The sequence below is a fragment of the Leisingera sp. CC-HEC096 genome (assembly GCF_059429235.1).
This window is the reverse complement of record NZ_JCAIJS010000001.1, coordinates 2,351,644-2,372,124: the sequence shown is the minus strand read 5'-3', so window position 1 is coordinate 2,372,124 and position 20,481 is coordinate 2,351,644. Positions and strand designations below refer to the sequence as shown.

The following is a 20,481-nucleotide window of genomic DNA, read 5'->3' as shown; positions in this document are numbered from 1 at the left end:
CGGTTTGCCGGCCTGAGCGCAACACTTGCGTTGTCTGGGCGTCAGGGTGTGCTGCCCGGGATGGCGGCGGCTGCGGCAATCCTGTATTCTGGAGGCAACATACGCCAACGGAGTACAGGCTGAATGACGCCATTTTCCATCGCGGGCATCCAAATGCACGTGGACGCACTGCATTCGAATGTCGACGCTATGATTCACCGGATCGATGTGCTGATGGCGCGCTTTCCCTGGACGCAGATGGCCGTGTTCAGCGAACTGGCGCCCTATGGGCCGCTGACCAAATTCGCGCAGCCGCTGCACAATGAGGCGATAGAGCGGTTTTGCGCGGCTGCTGTGAAACACGGGATCTGGGTGGTGCCGGGCTCGATGTTCGAAGTCACGGAGTCCGGCAAGATCTACAATACCTCCTCGGTCATCAATCCGCAGGGCGAAGTGGTGGCGGTCTACCGCAAGATGTTCCCATTCCGCCCGTATGAGCAGGGCGTGGAGGCCGGAACCGAATTCTGTGTGTTCGACATTCCCGATGTGGGCCGGTTCGGCCTGTCGATCTGCTATGACATCTGGTTCCCTGAAACTACCCGCCAGCTGACCAGCCAGGGGGTTGAGGTGCTGCTGCATCCGGTGCTGACCGGGACCGCCGACCGGGATGCCGAACTGTCCATCGCCCGCGCCACCGCGGCGCAGTTCCAATGCTATGTCGTCGACGTGAACGGGCTGGGTGCCGGCGGGGTGGGCCAGTCCTGCATTATTGATCCTTCCGCCACGGTGCTGCACCAGTCGGGCCGCCACGAGGACATGTTCCCGCTGGAGCTGGATCTGGATCAGGTGCGCCGCCAGCGTGAAATCGGCCTGAAGGGGCTGGGCCAGGTGCTGAAAAGCTTCCGCGACCGGGAGGTGGATTTCCCGGTGTACGACCGCAGCAGCGGGGCGGATGCGTACCTGCATACGCTGGGGCCGCTGGAGATCCCGGTGCAGGGCTCGCAAGCGGGTCTGAACGCCCGCGCGCCGGGTGAGGAAACCAACGGATTTGCCGAATTGCATTCAATACACTACCCTGAAAGAAAAGCAGGCGGTTGATCAGTCTCATTTACTAGTAGCCAGAGCCTTTTGATCTCCCGCCGATAACCAGGATGGGAGGTGCATATGCAAGTAATGGGCGACTATTACTCCGCGATCCAGCTGCGTCATGACCAATGGACAACGCTGAGAGAAGTAACTGAAGCCCTGGCCAGTGCCCGAAAACCCAAACGTGAAGCAGCGCTCGTGACGAATGTCCGGGCGCTGTTTGATTTACTGGGCCCGATCGAAGCCTACTGGGCCTTTCCCGGCGTGCAGGCGTTTGATCAGCTGCGGCGCCAGTTCGAGCACGGCAATTACGCCGATGTGGCGTTTTCCGTGCAGCGGATTTGCCGCGCCCTGTCCACCGGCGCCTACCGGCGGCGGCATGTGCCGCTGGACCGCGATTCTGCGGATGCGGACGAGCATGAGGACGAGGTGATCCAGCCGCCCGAGGCCCGGGCGCTGGCCAAGCCCTATTTCGAGGTCCTGGTGGTCGACAACGTCAACGAGCACCAGGAGCGCTGGCTGCACAGCAACTTTAAGAAGATGCGCCGGCCGGAGGATCCGTTTCATTATGAAACCGTGGTGGTGCCCAGCCTGCAGGATGCGCTGATCGGGATCCTGTTCAACTACAACATTCAGGCGATTGTGGTGCGGCCGGGCCTGAAGTTCGATTCAAAGATGGAGATGTCGCTGCTGACCCGCTATCTGGACTGGGCTGGCGGCACCGACGGGATCGAGGCGATGCGCGCCCATGATCACGGCCCGGCGCTGTGCCGGCTGGTGGCAAATGTCCGGCCGGAACTGGACGCCTATCTGGTCACCGACCGCTCCGTTGAGGAAATCGCAGGCCATGACCTGGGGATCTGCCGCCGGGTGTTTTACAATCAGGAAGATTTCATGGAGCTGCACCTCAATATCCTGAGGGGGGTGCAGGCGCGCTATAAGACGCCGTTTTTCACGGCGCTGGTGGAATATTCCAAACAGCCCACCGGCGTCTTCCACGCGATGCCGATCAGCCGCGGCAAATCGGTTTCGCGCAGCCATTGGATTCAGGACATGGGGGCGTTTTATGGCTCCAACATTTTCCTGGCCGAGACCTCTGCCACCTCCGGCGGGCTGGACAGCCTGCTGGAGCCGCACGGGCCCATCAAGCAGGCGCAGGAACAGGCCAGCCGGGCGTTCGGGTCGAAACAGACGTTCTTTGCCACCAACGGCACCTCCACCTGCAACAAGATCGTGGTGCAGGCATTGGTGCGGCCCGGTGATATCGTGCTGGTGGACCGCGACTGCCACAAGTCGCACCACTACGGGCTGGTGCTGGCGGGGGCGCAGGTGGTCTATCTCGACAGTTACCCGCTGCATGAATACTCGATGTATGGCGCGGTGCCGCTGCGGGAGATCAAGCACACGCTGCTGCACCTCAAGGCGCAGGGCAAGCTGGACCGGGTGCGGATGCTGCTGCTGACCAACTGCACCTTTGACGGTATCGTCTACAACGTCGAACGCATGATGGAGGAGTGCCTGGCGATCAAGCCGGACCTGATCTTCCTGTGGGACGAGGCGTGGTTTGCCTTTGCCCGGTTCAGCCCGCTGTACCGGCAGCGGACCGCGATGAACGCCGCCAACGTTCTGCGCGAGCGGCTGCGCAGCGACGCCCATGCCAAGGCCTGGGAAGAGCAGCAGAAGCAGCTGAAGGATGCCGGCGAGGAGGAGTATTTGAGTACTCGGCTGCTGCCGGCGCCGGATGCACGGGTGCGGGTCTATGCCACCCAGTCCACCCACAAGACGCTGACCTCGCTGCGGCAGGGGTCGATGATCCATGTGAACGACCAGGATTTCAAAGGCGAGGTGGAGGTAAGTTTCCATGAGGCCTACATGACGCATACGTCGACCTCGCCGAACTACCAGATCATTGCTTCGCTGGATGTGGGGCGGCGGCAGGTCGAGCTGGAAGGCTTCGAATTCGTGCACCGGCAGGTGGAAGCGGGCATGGCGATGCGGCGGGCGATCATGACGCACCCGCGCCTAAGCAAGTATTTCCGGATCCTGAGCGCTGCGGACATGATCCCGAGCGAGCACCGCGAAAGCGGATTGGAAAGCTATTATGATCCCCAACGCGGCTGGACCGATGTGTGGGACAGCCTTGTGCATGACGAGTTCGTGCTGGATCCGACCCGGGTGACGCTGGCGGTGGGCGGCACCGGCTGGGACGGCGACACGTTCAAGACCCAGATCCTGATGGACAAATACGGGATCCAGATCAACAAGACCTCACGCAATACAGTGCTGTTCATGACCAACATCGGGACGACGCGGTCGTCGGTGGCTTATCTGATCGAGGTTCTGGTGGAAATCGCCACCGATCTGGACGAATTGCTGGATGATGCCTCGATAATGGAGAAGCGCGGGTTCGAGAAGCGGGTGGCCAACCTGATGCACGATCTGCCGCCGCTGCCCGACTTCAGCCGCTTCCACGATGCTTTCCGCTCGTCCCCGGAAACCCCTGAGGGCGATATCCGTTCGGCATTCTTCCTCAGCTATGAAGAAAACAACTGCGACTATCTGGAACTCGACGGGTCGATCAGGGCGGCGATGGAAAGCGGCCAGGAGGTGGTCTCGGCCTCTTTCATCATTCCGTATCCGCCAGGGTTTCCGATCCTGGTGCCGGGGCAGGTGGTGAGCCAGGAGATCCTGGCGTTCATGCGGGCTCTGGATGTCAGCGAAATCCACGGCTACCGGGCCGATCTGGGGCTGCGCGTGTTCACCGAGGAGGCCTTGAAACAGCAGGCCAAGGCCAACGCCGCGCGGCTGAAGCTGAACGCGGCCCGGCACAAGATATTCTAAAGGGAGAAAAATGGTATGCCATCTGCAGTACTGAACAATATCTCTGAGATCCGCCGTCACTTCCACCGTAACGAGGACCCGGTGTATTTTGTCTCGGCAACCAATTTCAACCTGCTGGGCTTGGATGAATGGTGTAAGAATTTCAAATACATATGTTACATTGACTGCTACGGCGGCAAGCACCCGAATGTGTTCTGCCCGTCTGAGCAGCCGCATGCGGAATTCCAGTCGATCGAGGATATCAACAACTACCTGCTGCAGCACAAGGAGGTGGTCGAGTGGATCAAGGGGCGCGGCGGCAAGCCCAAGTTCGTGTTCCTGATGTTCGACGAAGAGACCGAGCGGCTGGCCAAGGAACTGGGCGGCGAGGTCTGGTTCCCCAGCGCCAAGCTGCGCCAGAGCATGGACAACAAGATCGAAACGGTCCGGATCGGCAACAAGGCAGGGGTGCCTTCGGTGCCGAACGTGCTGGCGGAGGTCAAGGATTACGAGGATCTGAAAAAGACCTGCGAGAAGGCGGGCATCGGCCATGACGTGGTGCTGCAGTCGGCCTTTGGCGACAGCGGGCACACCACGTTCTTCATCAATTCCGAAGCCGATTTCCGCCGCCACGAGCATGAGATCGTCGGCGAGGGCGAGATCAAGATCATGAAGCGGATCGACTGCCGCGGCTCGGCCATCGAGGCCTGCGCCACCAAGGAGGGCACCATCGTCGGGCCGCTGATGACGGAACTGGTCGGCTTCAAGGAGCTGACCCCCTACCGCGGCGGCTGGTGCGGCAACGAGATCTTCTCGACCGCGTTCCCGCCCAAGACCCGCGAGCGGGCGCGCGAGCTGACCTTCAAGTTCGGCGAGCAGCTGCGCAAGGAAGGCTACCGCGGCTATTTCGAGCTGGATTTCCTGATCGACAAGAAGACCGGGGATATCTGGCTGGGCGAATTGAACCCGCGCATCACCGGTGCGTCGTCGATGACCAACCACGCGGCCTTTGCCCATGCGGATGCGCCCTTGTTCCTGTTCCACTTGCTGGAGTTCTCGAAGAAGAAGTTCAAGCTGGACGTGGCGGAGCTGAACAACCGCTGGGCCGATCCCAAGATGATCGACAGCTGGTCGCAGATGGTGATCAAGCACACCGACGATTCCGTCGATATCGCCACGGAGGTGCCGGAGACCGGCATTTACCGCATGGCCGAGGACGGCACCGTGCAGTTCGACCGGTTCGACTATCACCGCCGCGCGGTCGAGAGCGAGCAGGAGGCGTTTTTCCTGCGCATCCTGCAGCCGGGCGACTACCGGTACGAGGGGGCTGACATCGGCATCCTGGTGACCCGCGGCCGGTCGATGACGCCGGGGTTCCAGCTGAACGACCGCGGCAAGCGCTGGATCGACGCCATCAAGAGCAATGTCAAAGCGCGGCCGCTGCCGATGCAGGAGGCGGGGCCGGTGGTGTCCGACCCTGCCTTCAAGATCATGTAGACCCCGTGAGGGCATGATCATCCGCTGGCGCGCCATCGACGAACCCCAGCCTGGTCCCAAGTGGGCCGGGCTGTTCCTGGAGTTCTGGCCGGACTACCACAAGTGGTGGATCCGCGAGGGCCCGGAGGCGCGTCCGGGCTACCTGGACAGCGTCAACGCGCTGAAGACCCATATGCCGGAACTGCTGCCGCTTTATGAGGAGCTGTGCGCTCTGGCGGGCGGGGCGGATCATGCGGCGCGGTTTCTGAGCTTCTACTGCCCGCCGCCGTATCTCTCGGCCTGCTCCCAGGCGCTGTGGCCTGGCCCGGATCCGGTGCTGGTGCGCAATTACGACTACAGCCCGCACGCCTTTGACGGGGTGGTGATGCGGACCGAATGGCTGGGGCGCACGGTGCTGGGCACCAGCGACAGCCTGTGGGGGCTGGTGGACGGGATCAATGATGCCGGGCTGGCGGTGTCGCTGACCTTCGGCGGCCGCCGGGTGGTCGGCGAAGGTTTCGGGGTGCCGCTGATCCTGCGCTATGTGCTGCAGACCTGCGAGACCGCGGAGGAGGCGGGGGCGGCGCTGTCGCGGCTGCCGACGCATATGAGCTACAACGTCACCGTGGTCGACCGCTCCCGCAAGTTCCTGACCGCCTTCATGGCGCCGGACCGCAAGGCCGTGCTCAAGCATGTGGGGGTTGCCACCAACCACCAGGAAAAGGTGGAGTGGGACAGCCATGCGCGGTTCACGGCGACCGTCGAACGGGAGCGTTTCCTGCTGCAGCGGCTGACGCTGCATGTGGAGCCGGAGGAGAAATTCATCGGCGCCTTCCTGAAGCCGCCCTTGTATTCCTCAGCCTTCAGCGAGGGCTTCGGCACGCTTTACACGGCGGTTTACCGGCCCCGGAAGCTTGAGATGGAAGTCCGCTGGCCCGGCACCGTCTGGCACCTGCCGCTGGCTGCCTTTGACGAACGTACCCTGGCTGTGCAGGTGCCAGGGTTCTAGGCGAAACCACCTTTTTCCGCTTCGAATGACCGCTGCGCTAGGGCAGGCCGGATTTCTCCGGCTGCCTGAAAGCTTGAGCGCGCAGGTCTGCCGCAATGCAGGCGACGGCCCTGATCGAACCGCAAAAGGCCGCACGTTCCGGGAATATTGGAACTGATCGGGTGTGCCGTGAGTTGTCCAAGTATCGAACCGACCGATACAGCCCGGGGAGGAAGCCATGCACAGTATTTTCTACATCATTGGCGTCGTTGTCGTCGTTCTCGCGTTGCTCAACTTTATCGCCTGATCAAAGGGAGACATCAGATGTCCGGAACAGACAAAGTGAAAACCGCCGCACAAAACGTTGCCGAAAGCGCCAAGTCCGCTGCGGCGACCGCTGCTGAAACTGCAAAGAAAGAGGCACATGCCCGCGCCGAGGCGGCCAAGGAAGGCGTTGCCGATGAGGTCAAATCCGTGGCCTCGGCCCTGCGCACCGCCTCCGATGAGATGCGCAGCGGCTCGCCGCACGAGCGTGCAATCGGCCAGATGGCCGGCACCCTGGCAGACGTGTCCGATACGATCCGCAACCAGGACCTGGGCGAAATGGTCCACTCGGTTTCGGATTTCGCCCGCAAGAACCCGGTCGTGTTCCTGAGCAGCGCTGCGCTGCTGGGCTTTGCCGCCGCGCGTTTTGCCAAGGCATCGGACAACAGCCAGCCTGATGGCCCGCGCGCGCCTGCGGCCGCACCCGCCACCAGCCCTGCGCAGCCGACCGGCGCGTATACGGTCCCGCAGGCGAAGGGGAACATGCAATGACACACACGAATCCTGAACCTGGCACAACGCCGAATGCGGCCAGCATCGTCGCTGAGGCGCTTAACAACATCAGCTCGCTGATCCGCAACGAGCTCGCTCTGGCGCGGGCAGAGATCGGCGAAAACATCAACCGCGCAGCCGTGGCCCTCGGCCTGATTGTTGGCGGTGTCGTCGTGGCGCTGACGGCGCTGAATGTTCTGGCGGCGGCGCTGTCCGCCGGGCTGACTGAGGCCGGAATGGACCCGGGCTGGGCGGCTCTGCTGGTGGGTGTGGCCTTTGCTGCCGCGGCCTTTGGCATGATCGCCAAGGGGACCAGCGATCTGAAGCTGTCGAGCCTGGCGCCCACCCGCACCGCTGAGAACGTGAAGCGCGACGCGCAATCCATCAAGGAGACGTACAATGACAAATGATGACCGTTCTGTTCACGAGATTGAGCGCGAGATTGAACGGGATCGCGCGCAGCTGACCAGCAACCTGGAGCATCTGCAGAACAAGCTTTCCGTTGACGGTGTGATGCAGCAGCTGGGCGAACAGCTGCGAGAGCATGGCGGCGAGATCGGAAATGCCATCACCCGGACGGTGAAGGAAAACCCGGCAGCCGTGGTTCTGACTGGCGTCGGACTGGCCTGGATGATCTTTGGCAAGGGCCGCTCCGGCAGCCGCAGCTATACGGCTGAGACTGGCGACCCGGACTACTCCAGCCGCCGCTACGGCAGCAGCGGCACCTACCGGGACAGCGGCTGGGAAGACCGCGCCGCAGGCGGCAGCTATGGCAGCCACGCTTCCAGCGGCACGCTGGTGACACGGCCCGATCCGCGCATGAAGGGCGGCTCTGAAGGTGTCCCGTCCTGGGCGCGCGAGGATGACGACGATGACGATGGCCGCAGCCTGGCGGACCGTGCCTCTGGCGCTGCTGCATCGGCGCAGGCCAAGGCGTCGGCCGCGGGATCGGCCATGCATGACAAGGCATCGGCGGCGGGCTCTGCCGTCAAGGACGCTGGTGCAGCCGCCAAGGGCAAAGCCGCTGCCGCCGGGCAGGCTGTGCGCGATGGCGCTGCCTCTGCGGCTTCGTCGGTGTCGGATGCCGCAGAAGCTGCCCGGCTTCGCGCTGCCCGCTTGCGTGCCCGCCTGTCGGAAGGCACCGAGAACCTTTCGGAAGAGGCCAAGGCCCGTGTGATCGCGGCGCGTGAGGCAGCGGTCGACGCCCGCCGCAAGGCCGGCGAGGCGCTGGCATCGGGGTCGCGCCAGTCGGCGGATTTCTACAACCGACAGCCGCTGGTTGCGGGGGCGTTGGCACTGGCGCTGGGCGCAGCGATTGGCGGCGCGCTGCCGCGCACGCGCACCGAGGATGATGCGCTGGGGCAGTATAGCGACAAGATGATGGAGCGCGCCGAGGCGATCTTCCGCGAAGAGCAGGAGAAGGCCCTGGCTGTAATGCAGGCCGCCCGCGAAGAGGCCGAAACCATCGCTAAGGAAAAACGCGAAGCTATGGACAGCGCCGCCCCGCAAGGCAAGTCGGCGGCCCAGGCTGCAGCCGATGAGGTGAAGTCTGCGGGTAAGCGGATCGCCAGTGCGGCTGCCGATAAGGCCAAGGAAAAGGACCTTGGAAAACCCTCATCATAAGACGTGTGCGGAGGCTGCTGCTGCGGCCTCCGCCTATTGCACGCATAAGGCTTTGGAGGAGAAACGATGACTCGCGGCAGGCACGCGGAAGCGCCGCATAGGATCCCGCCCAAGGGCTGGAAGGATATCGCCCTGCGGGTCAAGGATGAGATTGCCGCCGACCATGTCGGGCTGATCGCCGCCGGTGTTGCCTTTTACGGGCTGATGGCGCTGTTCCCGGCGATTACGGCGCTGCTGGCCATTGGCGGCCTGATGGTTGAGCCTAGCCAGATCGTGGATCAGATTTCGCAGCTCGAAGGCGTGGTGCCGGACGAGGTGATGGAGATCGTCATCGGCCAGGCCACCCAAGTCGCCGGCTCGCGGGAAGGCGGGCTGGGCCTTGCGGCGGTGGCGGGCATCCTGATTGCGCTTTATTCGGCGTCCAAGGGCATGAACAGCCTGATCGAAGGCATGAACGTGGCCTATGACGAGGAGGAGAAGCGCGGCTTCTTCATGAAGACCTTTGTCACCCTCACCCTGACATTGTTCCTGATTACCGGCTTGCTGATGGGGCTGCTGGCGACGCTGGCGGTGCCTTCGATCATCGCGCTGGTTGACGCCGGGCCCGTGACCGAAGTCCTGGGCTCGCTGCTAGCCTGGGGTGTGCTGCTGGTGATGACCATGGCCGGGCTTGCGGTGCTGTACCGCTATGGCCCGTCGCGGGACAAGCCGGAGCTGCTGTGGGCATCGCCCGGTGCGATTGCCGCCTGTGTGCTGTGGCTGGCGGGGTCGGCGGGGTTTGCGTTCTACGTTGGCAACTTCGGCTCCTACAACGAAAGTTTCGGCGCGCTGGCCGGGGTTGTTGTGCTGCTGATGTGGCTGTGGATCTCCGCCTTCATCGTGCTCCTGGGCGCCGAGATCAACGCCGAGGTCGAGGCGCAGACCGCCTATGACACAACCGTTGGCCCGGAGGAGCCGATGGGCGAGCGCGGCGCGGTGAAAGCCGACAAACTGGGCGCGCGGCAGAGCAGCTGAGGCGGCGGGACCCGCCCCGCGCCTTACGGATACGCAGCGGGTGAAAGCGGCCGCGCGGCGGCCAAGGCGTTTATCGCTGCAGACTGAAGTTTTTCCATAGTGATTGAAGAGAGGCCCGGAATGACAAACTCCAATGATAACAAATCCACACCCCCGACCACCACGGATGCGGGACAGCGCGTTCATAGCGACGAGCACTCGCTGACCGTGGGGCCGGATGGACCGATTGTCCTGAACGACCATTACCTGATCGAACAGATGGCCAACTTCAACCGGGAGCGCATCCCGGAGCGCCAGCCCCATGCCAAGGGCGGCGGGGCGTTCGGCTATTTCGAGACCACGCAGGACGTGTCCAAGTACACCAAGGCCAAGATCTTTCAGCCTGGGGCGAAATGCGATGCGGTTGTCCGCTTCTCGACGGTGGCCGGCGAGCGGGGCAGCCCCGACACCTGGCGCGACCCGCGCGGCTTTTCGGTGAAGATGTACACCGAGGACGGCAACTTTGACATGGTGGGCAACAATACGCCCGTTTTCTTCATTCGCGATCCGATGAAGTTCCAGCACTTCATCCGGAGTCAAAAACGCCGGGCCGACAATGACCTGCGCGACCATGACATGCAGTGGGATTTCTGGACGCTGTCGCCCGAAAGCGCGCATCAGGTGGCCTATCTGATGGGCGACCGGGGGATCCCGAAGACCTGGCGCGAGATGAACGGCTATTCCAGCCACACCTACTCGCTGGTGAATGCCGAGGGGGAGAAGTTCTGGGTCAAGTTCCACTTCCACACCGATCAGGGTGACGGAAATGCGTACCTGAGCCAGGACGAGGCCGGCAAGCTGGCCGGCAGCGACGGCGACTACCACCGGCGCGATCTGTTCAATGCGATCCGCGACGGCAATCCCCCCAGCTGGACCCTGAAATGGCAGGTCATGCCCTATGAGGAGGCCAAGACCTACCGCCTCAACCCCTTTGACCTGACCAAAGTGTGGCCGCACGCGGATTATCCGCTGATTGAAGTGGGCAAGCTGGTGTTGGACCGGAACCCCACCGACTTTCACACGGAGATCGAACAGGCGGCGTTTGAGCCGAACAACATGGTGCCCGGGGTTGGGCTGTCGCCGGACAAGATGCTGCTGGCGCGGGGCTTTTCCTATGCGGATGCGCACCGGGCCCGGCTGGGTGTGAACTACAAGGAAATCCCGGTGAACAAGGCGAAATGCCCGGTCTACAGCTATTCGAAGGACGGGGCGGGGCGCACGGAGAAGGTGGCCGACCCGGTCTATGCGCCCAATTCGTACGGCGGACCGGCAGCGCAGCCCGCCGCTGGTCCCGAGGCGGGCCTGTGGCATGCGGACGGCGATATGGTCCGCCAGGCCTATACGCTGCGGGAAGACGACGATGACTGGAGCCAGGCCGGCCAGCTGGTCCGCGAGGTGATGGACGATGACGCGCGCGACCGGCTGGTGTCGAACGTGGTCGGCCACCTGTGCGACGGTGTCAGCGAGACGGTGCTGCAACGGGCCTTCGATTACTGGCGCAACATCGACGGCGAGACGGGCGACAGGATCGAAGCCGGGGTGCGCGAAAAGCTCGGCGGGGCGTCGGACGCGCCGGGCTTGGCCTCAGCTGAAAGCATCAGCGGCACCAAGGCAGCAGAGTAGAAGCCCCTTTGGTATCGGCAGGCGGGCCCGCTGAGGGCCCGTTTTTGCGTTTGAGGAGGCGTCAGTCCCCGACCGTGCCCGGGGCTTGGTCAGGCAGTGCCTAGCTTTCGCCCGGCTGGAGCCAGTGCCGCAGGGATGGCAGCCACAGGCGTCGGCCTTACGGGCCGTGCCTAGTTCTTCCGGTTTTCATGGGGAAGGGTGGTAGCGGAGGAGGGACTTGAACCCCCGACACGCGGATTATGATTCCGCTGCTCTAACCAACTGAGCTACTCCGCCGCTCGCTGTGTGGACGCGATTTAAGGAATGGCGGCGGTGGGGTCAAGCGGAAAAGCTGACGAAATGCAGATTCTTCCGAATTTTTTCCGATGGGCGAGAAAAGAATTGGAAAAACAAAATCTTACATGCGTCCTCGCGCCTCGCGCGCCGGGCCGCGTTGCGTGGGAGTTCAGATCGCTGAGGAGTTTTGCGGTTATTCGGTCTGGGTGTCCAAGGTGGTCAGCGCTGGCCGCGGCAGGCGGTCCAGCAGCTGGAACACCAGCGCGCGGCAGGTCTCTCCGGTCCAGTCCTCGGGGTGGAAGCTGGGCGGAAGATCCGGGTGGCGCAGCACCACGCGGCGCCAGCGGTGCACGATCAGCGTCCTTAAAGTTCCGGTCTGCGCCGGCGTCAGGCCCGAAGGCGGCGGGGCGATGTTTTCAAGGTCGCGCTGCAGCGCGGAACAGGCGGCCCGCAGCGGTTCGGGAAACAGCCGGGCCTTGAGCCAGCCGGGCACGCTCATGCTGCTGACACGGGCCGCCATCAGATCGTCCAGGCTGCGCGGTACCGGACCGTGGCCAAGCGCGGTGGTGCGGTTGACGGCCACATAATTGGACAGCAGCAGCACCTCGTCCAGTGTTGTCTGGCCTGCGCCATCTTCGGCGATCAGCAGGTGCCAGTCGGTTGGGGTTGCGGCGCGGCGTTCGTAGATGCGGGGCGTCACCGCGGCCGATTGGCTGCGCCCGTATTCGGTCAGGTAATGGACAGAGGCACGGCCCGCGCGCTCGCTTTCGATCCAGCCGTCCTTGCGCAGCCGGTGCAGGGCCACCCGGATTGCCTCGGGCTTGATACCCATCGGGGTGATGATGCGGGTGAGTGCCCCGCCGCTGATCTGGGCGCCCTTGTCCTGCGCCAGATCGCCGAACAGCGATACGATCACCGACCAGACCCGCTGGTTTTGCGGATCGTTCAGCTGCTGGACGGTGGTGTCAAACCAAGGGTTATGCTGTTCGTTCATAGGGATAAATATAGTTCGCCCGGACCGGTAAGGCCAGTCCGGGCGCACGGCAGCTTTACCGCTGCCTGCCGCATTTGCGCTGTCTTAGAAGGCGTTCATCGTCAGCAGTTCATACTCTGCCGCAATCTCGCCGTCCTGGTTGGTCAGGGTCACGTGCCAGCGGACCTCGCCGTATTCCTCGTTGCGGGGGGTCTTCTTCTTGACCGTGAGGCGCACCTTGATGCTTTCGCCTGCCGAAATGGGTTTCATGAAGCGCAGATTGTCGAGGCCGGTATTGGCCAGGACCGGGCCTTCGTCCGGCTGCACGAACATGCCGGCGGCGAAGGACAAGAGCAGGTAGCCATGCGCCACGCGGCCCGGGAAGAACGGGTTCCGCTTGGCGGCCTCGTCGTCCATGTGGGCATAGAAGGTGTCGCCGGTGAAATGGGCGAAGGTCTCAATATCTTCCAGCGTGACGGTGCGCGGGGCGGTGTGCAGGGTCTCGCCGATGGAAAGCTCGCCGAATTTGCGGGTGAAGGGGTGTGCCGGGCCTTCGATCTCGGTGCCGCCGGGGACCCATTTGTCGCCGATTGCTGACAGTATGTCGGGCGAGCCCTGGATGGCGGTGCGCTGCATGTAGTGTTTGACGCCGCGCACGCCGCCCATTTCTTCGCCGCCGCCGGCCCGGCCCGGGCCGCCGTGCACCATGTGGGGCAGGGGGGAGCCGTGGCCGGTCGATTCCTTCATCGAGTCGCGGTTGTTGAAATAGAGGCGGCCGTGGTAGGCGCCGGCGCCAATGGCGACCTCGCGGGCGGTGGCGGGGTCATGGGTGATGACCGAGGCCACCAGCGAGCCCTGGCCGCGGTTGGCCAGATCAATCGCGTGGTCCAGATCGCGGTAGCCCATGATGGTGGAGACGGGGCCAAATGCCTCAGTGTCGTGCACGCGCTGGGCGTTGTCGGGGGCGGCGCAGTGGAACAGCATCGGCGGGACAAAGGCGCCTTTTTCAGCGTCGGCGCCATCGACGGAGAAGTTCGCCGGGTCGCCAAAGACGCGCTCTGCTTCCTGGCCGATGATTTCAGCCTTTTCAAGAACGTCGCGTTTCTGGCTGTTTGAGACCAGCGCGCCCATCCGGGTGGTTTCAAGGCGCGGATCGCCGATAACGGTTTTGGACAGGCGGGCAGAGAGCGCTTCGATCACTGCATCCACTTGCGCTTGCGGTGCGATGATGCGGCGGATGGCGGTGCATTTCTGGCCCGCCTTGGTGGTCATCTCGCGGCTGACTTCCTTGACGAAGAGGTCGAACTCCGGCGTGCCGGGCTGCGCATCGGGGCCCAGGATCGAGGCGTTGAGGCTGTCCTGTTCAGCGACGAAACGGACCGAGTTTTCTAGGATCACCGGGTCGGCGCGCAGCTTCAGAGCGGTGCTGGCGGAGCCGGTGAAGCTGACCACGTCCTGCATGGTCAGATGGTCCAGCATGTCGCCGAGGCCGCCGGAGACCAGCTGCAGCGCGCCCTCGGGCAGGATGCCCGAGTCCAGCATCAGTTTCACCGCCAGCTCCGTCACATAGCAACTGTTGGTGGCGGGTTTGACGATGGCCGGGACACCTGCCAGCAGGGTAGGGGCGAGCTTCTCCAGCATGCCCCAGACCGGGAAGTTGAAGGCGTTGATATGCACCGCGACGCCGCGCAGCGGGGTGCAGATGTGCTGACCCAGGAAGGTGCCGTTGCGGGAGAGCTGCTCCACATCGCCATCGAGGTAGACATGCGCGTCCGGCATCTCGCGGCGGCCCTTGGAGGCGAAGACGAACATGGTGCCGATGCCGCCGTCAATGTCGATCATGTGGTCGGACTGCGTGGCGCCGGTGTTGAACGACAGGTCATAGAGCGCTTGCTTGTGCTGGTTCAGGTGGCCGGCGAGCGCCTTCAGCATCCGGGCGCGGTCGTGGAAGGTCAGCTTGCGCAGGTTGGCGCCGCCCACGGTGCGGGCGTAGTCGAGCATTCCTTGCACGTCGAGCGCGTCATTGCCGGCGCTGGCAATCACCTCGCCGGTGATGGCGCTGGCGATGTTGCGGGCACCTGCGCCCGGTGCGACCCATTGACCCGCTGCAAAGCTGGAAATCTTTAGAAGGCTCATGATGCTGTCCTTTTCGTCAGGCCGGCAGGGGCCGGCTGGCTGGAATCCGATGCTGAGATATATTGACCGTCCGGTCGGTTTATGCAAGGAATTTGTCAAATGCACCGCTGACAGGGTGAGGGAGCGATGAGCGATACGATTCTGGTGGAGGACCACGGGACCTGGGTGGAGATCACTCTGAACCGTCCGGACCGGTTGAACAGTTTCAACGAAGAGATGCACAACGCATTGCGCGCGGCACTTGAGGCGGCGCGTGATGGCGGCGCCCGCGCGGTGCTGCTGACCGGAGCGGGCCGTGGCTTCTGCGCCGGTCAGGATCTGGGCGACCGCGACCCGCGCAAGATGGACGGGCCGCCGGACCTGAGCCAGACGGTGCGCAAATTCTATGCGCCGCTGGTGCGGTTGATCCGTGACCTGGACTTTCCGGTGATCTGTGCCGTCAACGGCGTGGCCGCTGGGGCGGGCGCCAATCTGGCGCTGGCTTGCGACGTCGTGCTGGCGGCGGAAAGCGCCAAGTTCATCCAGTCATTTTCAAAGGTTGGCCTGATCCCGGACACGGGCGGCAGCTGGCATCTGCCGCGGCTGCTGGGCGAGGCGCGCGCCAAGGGGCTGGCGCTGACGGCTGAGCCGCTGCCAGCCAGGAAGGCCGAGGACTGGGGCCTGATCTGGAAGGCGCTGCCGGATGACGAACTGATGACAGAAGGCCGCGCGATGGCAGAGAAATTCGCCAACGGGCCGACACTGGGGCTGGGACTGACCAAACAGTGCATTCAGGCGGCTGCGGTCAACACGCTCTCTGACCAGCTGGAGATCGAGGCGGACGCGATGAAGACCTGCGGCGAAAGCGCGGATTATGCAGAGGGTGTTGCCAGCTTCCTGGAAAAGCGCGCGCCTGAGTTCAAGGGCAAGTGACCATGACCCCGAAAGAACGCGCCGAAAAATCCGCCGCCGCCATGTGGGCCGACGACCACGCGTCCAAGTGGGCGGGCATGGAGATCACCCATGTGGACGAGGGCGAGGCCACGCTGAAGCTGACCATCGCGCAGCACCACTGCAACGGGCACGGCATTTGCCATGGCGGTGTGACCTTCATGCTGGCCGACAGCGCCTTTGCCTTTGCCTGCAACAGCCGAAACCAGTCGACCGTGGCGCAGCACAACGTGATCAGCTTCACCGCGCCGGGACGGCTGGGTGACAAACTGATCGCAAAGGCCCGCGAGATTTCCCTGACCGGGCGCAGCGGTATTTACGACGTGACAGTGACCAATCAGGACGGCCAGCAGATCGCCGAGTTCCGGGGCTTTTCCCGGGCGGTCAAAGGCCAGTTGTTTGACGAATAAGGTGTGGAGGACGCCATGGAAGATCTGAGCCCCAAGAAGGGTGAACTGGAGCCGATCGAGATTGCCTCGATCGACGAAATCCGGAGCTTACAGCTGGAGCGGCTGAAGTGGTCGGTGCGCCATGCCTATGACAACGTGGCGATGTACAAGCAGCGGTTCGACGAGGCGGGTGTGCATCCAGACGATTTGCAGCAGCTGTCCGATCTGGCCAAGTTCCCCTTCACCTACAAGAACGACCTGCGGGACAACTATCCGTTCGGCCTGTTCGCGGTGCCGCGCAGTGAAATCATCCGTCTCCATGCGTCTTCCGGCACCACCGGCAAGCCGACGGTGGTGGGCTATACCGCCAATGACATCAGCAACTGGGCGGATCTGGTGGCGCGCAGCTTGCGTGCCTCGGGCCTGCGCAAGGGCGATATGGTGCATAACGCCTATGGCTACGGGTTGTTCACCGGCGGCCTGGGCGCGCACTACGGGATTGAGCGCTTGGGCGCGACCGTGGTGCCGATGTCGGGCGGCCAGACCGAAAAGCAGGTTGGCCTGATCACCGATTTCAAGCCTGATGGCATCATGGTGACGCCGTCCTACATGCTCAACATCCTGGAGCAGTACCACAAGGTCGGCATGGACCCGCGCGAATGCTCGCTGAAGGTGGGTGTTTTCGGGGCTGAACCCTGGACCGACGCGATGCGCAAGGAGGTCGAGGATGCCTTTGACATGCATGCGGTCGACATCTACGGCCTGAGCGAGATCATGGGGCCGGGTGTCGCCAACGAATGCGTCGAGACCAAGGACGGCCCGGTGATCTGGGAGGACCACTTCCTGCCCGAGATCATTGATCCGCAGACCGGTGAAGTGCTGCCGGACGGCGAGCTGGGCGAGCTGGTATTCACCACGCTGACCAAGGAAGGCCTGCCGATGGTCCGTTACCGCACACGCGACCTGACCCGGCTGCTGCCGGGCACCGCGCGGTCGATGCGGCGGATGGAGAAGATCACCGGCCGCAGTGACGACATGATCATCCTGCGCGGTGTCAACGTCTTCCCTAGCCAAGTGGAGGAACAGCTGATGGCGACCGGCGGGCTGGCACCGCATTACCAGATCGAGCTGTACAAATCCGGCCGCATGGATGCGATGCGGGTGTTTGTGGAGGCCAATCCGGATGCCACTGACGAACTGAGCAAAACAGCCGCGGCGCGGATGCTGACCAAGCGGATCAAGGATATGGTTGGCGTTTCGACCGAGATCATTGTAGGCGACCCGGGGTCCGTCGAGCGCAGCCAGGGCAAGGCCAAGCGCGTCGTCGACAACCGCAGCAAGTCCTGAACCGGGGAAGTGAGCCTTGGCCCGCACGATCGCAAAAGACCATGATGAGAAACGCGCGCAGATCCTGAAGTCGGCGGCAAAGGTGTTCGCCGAATCCGGTTACGACCGCGCGTCGATGACCCAGCTGGCGCGGGAATGCGGGATCTCCAAGGCAAATATCTACCACTATTACGACAGCAAGGACGCCGTGCTTTTCGGCGTCCTTGACACGTACCTCAAAGACCTGCGCGACCGGGTCTGCGAGGTGGAACTGGACGGTTACGGCCCGCAGGAGCGGCTGCGCCGCATCGTCTCGGAAATCCTGCTGGCCTATCAGGGCGCGGATCACGAGCACCAGGTGCAGCTGGGGGCGATGGGCGCGCTGCCCGAGGAGCAGCAGAAGCATCTGCGCAGCTATCAGCGCGAAATGGTCCAGTTCATGAGCGATGCCCTGCAGGCCGTGGCGCCCGAGATCTTTGACGGCGACGGCACCAAGCTGCGCGGCGCCACAATGTCTGTCTTCGGGATGCTGAACTGGTATTACATGTGGAACAGCGGCGCCGGCTCCAAGGCCCGCGAGGACTATGCCCGTCTTGTTTCGGATCTGACGTTGCACGGGGTAAGGGGGCTGTAATAGCGCGCCCGTGTTGCGTTTCCGCCTTTCTGCGCTAGCTTTCTCCGCCAAGGGAGGATGCGATGCAGAAACCTGAGAGCTTTGAGAATTTCTACTACAAGAAAGTCGGCCTGGGCGAAGCCTGCGGCTGCGCCGAACGGGCCATCGACATGTATGAGTTCGACCGGACCTCGGGCGGGCGGAAAGGTGCAAGAACCGGCAGGCGTCGGTTTTCCCTGAAGTCATTTGCCCTAAAGTACGGGCTTTTGTCCCGCCGCAGGACACCGGCGGAATAGGGACGGAAATACACCCGGCGGGGAAGTCCCGCCGGGTGCAGTTGTTCAAGCTTTAAGATCAGCCTTCGCTGCCCAGCAGCGGCGTGATCCGGCGCACGGCGACGCGGCGGTTGACGCGTTCGGCGTCCAGTGTCTTCACGGCCAGATCGCTTTCGCCATAGCCCTGCACCACCATGTTTTCCGGCGGCACGTCGAAGTATTCGGTCAGCGCCAGCGCCACGGTTTCGGCGCGCCGGTCCGACAGCGCCAGGTTATAGGTGGCTGCGCCCACCGCGTCGGTGTGGCCTTCGATCAGGAACACCTCGCCCGGGTTGCGGTCGATCATGTCGCGCAGGGCGTTGCCCAGGGCCGCCAGCTCTTCGGCTTCCTGCGGGCGGATCACTGCAGAGCCGGTATCGAAGTTCACCGAATCCACGTTAATCACCGGCACCAGGCGGCGCACGGCGTCGATGTTGCGGACCTGCGCCAGCGAGAAGCGGCGGTCAACCTGGGAAGCGTCCTGTGCGGCCAGCGCTGCGGCCAGGTCCTCGGCCGATACCGCGCCGGTGCTGGAGAAGGCGCGGCGGTTGTCCTGAACCTGCGGCAGTTCATTGACGACCACCTTTTCCGCCTTTTGGGTGTCATCGAACAGAACCACGCTGCGGCCGTCCGGCAGAATGCGGGTGCGGCGCAGAACCCGGCCCTCGGCGGAGCGGATGGTTTCCACCTCAACCCCGTTCTCGCGGGTCACCACGGTGCGGGTGGAGCCGTCCTGGAACCGGTAGGTGGTCACGTTCGAGCCCGGCTGGCGCAGCAGCGCGTCGTCGTCTTTCAGCACGCGGTACTGGCCGTCCTGCTCGACGATGGCGCGGTCGCCCGTGTTGGAGACCACCTTGCCGCCGTTGTTGAGCAGCGTGCCGATGGCCAGGGCGCCAAGGCCGAGCAGGGCGTTACGCTGCTGGTCGGACAGGCCGCCGTCATCCTCTTCCGCAGCGGCATTGGCCTGCGGGGCAGGGGCTTCTGCCGCCTGAGTGTTTTCACCGACTTGGGTTTCAAATTCCTCGTCAGAGCTGCGTACGGTGTCTTCGGTCACCGTTTCCTCGATCACCTCGGCTTCGCCTTCGCTGCTTTCCGCGGCGGCTGCGGCAGCTGCTGCGGTCTCAGTCTCGGCTTCGGCCTGAGCGTCGGCCTGGGCCTGGCTGTCCAGTTCGACCAGCTCGGGGTTGTCGGTTTCCTCGCTGGTCTCACCCTGTGACTGGGCCAGATCGGCGGCAATGGCTTCTGCAGTTGCGCCGGTGCTTTCAACCGCTGTGTCCTCTGCGGGCTGTTCCATGGTCTGGTCAGCTTGCACTTCGGTCTGCTGCCCGGCCTGGGTTTCGTCTTGCTGTACGGCCTCAGCTTCGGGCTGCGGTTCGGTCTGGGCCTCTGCCTGCTGGTCAGCCTGTGCTTCGGTTTGTTCTTCCTGAGCGCCGGCCTGAGTCTCGGCCTGAGCTTCGGCTTGCTGTTCCAGTGCCTCTGCCAGAGCCGCGGCTTCTGCAGCTTCCTGAGCGGCCGCGGATTCAGCGGCGGCCTCTGTCTCAGCGTTGGCCTCTGCATTGGCCTCGGCCCCGGTCTCAGTCCCGGCGGCCTCTTCCGGCTGCTGGGTGTCTTCACCGCCGGCCGCCTGGCCTTCCGCAGCGGCCTGGGCTTGCACCTCTGCTTCGGCAGCGGCCTGTGCTTCGGCGATGACTTCGGTTTCCGCCTCAGCCTCAGCACCGGCGGTCATCTCCGCCACGCTGGCCAGCACGCTGGCGGATTGCAGTTCACCCGGCAGCTCCGCGTCAAAGGCGCCAGTGCCGTAGGCCTGGCAGAACTTGGCGATCCGGCCGGTCTTTTCTTCGATCTCCGCGCCAGCGGCCAGTTTCTTCTGCCGCTTCTCGGCGCGTTTCCGGCAGCGGTCGACCAGATCGCCGATCTCGGCGGTGGTCATCTGGGTGAGGTCAATGCGCTTGTTGCCCTTGTCCTGCGACAGGGCGGGCAGCGGGGCTGCCAGCGAGACCATCACTGCCAGCGCCGTGGTCGATTTGAAAATTCCCGGTTTCATTGCGGTTCCTTCCTTG

The 20,481-nt window shown here is 63.6% G+C and carries 17 protein-coding genes and 1 tRNA gene; 14 read left to right on the top strand and 4 right to left on the bottom strand.

What is annotated here, in order from left to right:
• Positions 1 to 123: 123 nt before the first annotated feature.
• From AC5STI_RS11440 to AC5STI_RS11400, 9 genes are all read left to right on the top strand, one after another.
• Positions 124 to 1,077 (top strand): carbon-nitrogen hydrolase family protein, encoded by a 954-nt coding sequence (locus AC5STI_RS11440; protein ID WP_475047474.1) that lies wholly within the window; start codon positions 124 to 126, stop codon positions 1,075 to 1,077.
• A gap of 66 nt (positions 1,078 to 1,143) precedes the next feature.
• Positions 1,144 to 3,906 (top strand): aminotransferase class I/II-fold pyridoxal phosphate-dependent enzyme, encoded by a 2,763-nt coding sequence (locus AC5STI_RS11435; protein ID WP_495447757.1) that lies wholly within the window; start codon positions 1,144 to 1,146, stop codon positions 3,904 to 3,906.
• 15 nt (positions 3,907 to 3,921) lie between these two features.
• Positions 3,922 to 5,382, top strand: coding sequence for a biotin carboxylase (locus AC5STI_RS11430; RefSeq protein ID WP_495446730.1), 1,461 nt, complete (start codon positions 3,922 to 3,924; stop codon positions 5,380 to 5,382).
• A gap of 13 nt (positions 5,383 to 5,395) precedes the next feature.
• A complete protein-coding gene (locus AC5STI_RS11425) occupies positions 5,396 to 6,370 on the top strand; it encodes a C45 family autoproteolytic acyltransferase/hydrolase (RefSeq protein WP_495446729.1) in 975 nt (324 codons plus the stop codon).
• Positions 6,371 to 6,673: 303 nt separating this feature from the next.
• The gene (locus AC5STI_RS11420) at positions 6,674 to 7,165 is read left to right on the top strand and encodes a hypothetical protein (protein ID WP_495446728.1); all 492 of its coding nucleotides are present in this window, start codon (positions 6,674 to 6,676) and stop codon (positions 7,163 to 7,165) included.
• Positions 7,162 to 7,575: a phage holin family protein gene (locus AC5STI_RS11415; protein WP_490399769.1), complete on the top strand. Its 414-nt coding sequence runs from the start codon at positions 7,162 to 7,164 to the stop codon at positions 7,573 to 7,575. The genes AC5STI_RS11420 and AC5STI_RS11415 overlap by 4 nt, the downstream gene beginning before the upstream one ends.
• Positions 7,565 to 8,788, top strand: coding sequence for a DUF3618 domain-containing protein (locus AC5STI_RS11410; RefSeq protein WP_495446727.1), 1,224 nt, complete (start codon positions 7,565 to 7,567; stop codon positions 8,786 to 8,788). The genes AC5STI_RS11415 and AC5STI_RS11410 overlap by 11 nt, the downstream gene beginning before the upstream one ends.
• A 66-nt stretch (positions 8,789 to 8,854) precedes the next feature.
• Entirely contained in the window at positions 8,855 to 9,802 is a 948-nt protein-coding gene (locus AC5STI_RS11405) for a YihY/virulence factor BrkB family protein (RefSeq protein ID WP_495446726.1), read from the top strand.
• A gap of 120 nt (positions 9,803 to 9,922) precedes the next feature.
• Complete coding sequence (locus AC5STI_RS11400) at positions 9,923 to 11,464, top strand: catalase (RefSeq protein WP_495446725.1); 1,542 nt, start codon at positions 9,923 to 9,925, stop codon at positions 11,462 to 11,464.
• 199 nt (positions 11,465 to 11,663) lie between these two features.
• Here AC5STI_RS11400 and AC5STI_RS11395 read toward each other — a convergent pair.
• From AC5STI_RS11395 to paaZ, 3 genes are all read right to left on the bottom strand, one after another.
• Positions 11,664 to 11,740, bottom strand: a tRNA-Met gene (locus AC5STI_RS11395).
• Between the two features lie 193 nt (positions 11,741 to 11,933).
• A complete protein-coding gene (locus tag AC5STI_RS11390) occupies positions 11,934 to 12,734 on the bottom strand; it encodes a PaaX family transcriptional regulator C-terminal domain-containing protein (protein ID WP_495446724.1) in 801 nt (266 codons plus the stop codon).
• 84 nt (positions 12,735 to 12,818) lie between these two features.
• Positions 12,819 to 14,849, bottom strand: coding sequence for a phenylacetic acid degradation bifunctional protein PaaZ (paaZ, locus tag AC5STI_RS11385; protein ID WP_495446723.1), 2,031 nt, complete (start codon positions 14,847 to 14,849; stop codon positions 12,819 to 12,821).
• Between the two features lie 126 nt (positions 14,850 to 14,975).
• Here paaZ and paaG point away from each other — a divergent pair, with 126 nt between their 5' ends.
• From paaG to AC5STI_RS11360, 5 genes are all read left to right on the top strand, one after another.
• A complete protein-coding gene (gene paaG / locus AC5STI_RS11380; RefSeq protein WP_495446722.1) occupies positions 14,976 to 15,761 on the top strand; it encodes a 2-(1,2-epoxy-1,2-dihydrophenyl)acetyl-CoA isomerase PaaG in 786 nt (261 codons plus the stop codon).
• 2 nt (positions 15,762 to 15,763) lie between these two features.
• The gene (gene paaI / locus AC5STI_RS11375; protein ID WP_495446721.1) at positions 15,764 to 16,189 is read left to right on the top strand and encodes a hydroxyphenylacetyl-CoA thioesterase PaaI; all 426 of its coding nucleotides are present in this window, start codon (positions 15,764 to 15,766) and stop codon (positions 16,187 to 16,189) included.
• A gap of 15 nt (positions 16,190 to 16,204) precedes the next feature.
• Positions 16,205 to 17,515, top strand: a complete 1,311-nt coding sequence (gene paaK, locus AC5STI_RS11370) for a phenylacetate--CoA ligase PaaK (RefSeq protein WP_495446720.1) — start codon at positions 16,205 to 16,207, stop codon at positions 17,513 to 17,515.
• 16 nt (positions 17,516 to 17,531) lie between these two features.
• Entirely contained in the window at positions 17,532 to 18,128 is a 597-nt protein-coding gene (locus tag AC5STI_RS11365; protein WP_495446719.1) for a TetR/AcrR family transcriptional regulator, read from the top strand.
• A 62-nt stretch (positions 18,129 to 18,190) separates the two neighbouring features.
• On the top strand, positions 18,191 to 18,403 hold the full coding sequence (locus AC5STI_RS11360; protein ID WP_495446718.1) for a hypothetical protein: 213 nt from the start codon (positions 18,191 to 18,193) through the stop codon (positions 18,401 to 18,403).
• Between the two features lie 58 nt (positions 18,404 to 18,461).
• Here the strand turns inward: AC5STI_RS11360 and AC5STI_RS11355 are convergent, their stop codons facing one another.
• A complete protein-coding gene (locus AC5STI_RS11355; protein ID WP_495446717.1) occupies positions 18,462 to 20,465 on the bottom strand; it encodes an OmpA family protein in 2,004 nt (667 codons plus the stop codon).
• Positions 20,466 to 20,481 lie beyond the last annotated feature (16 nt).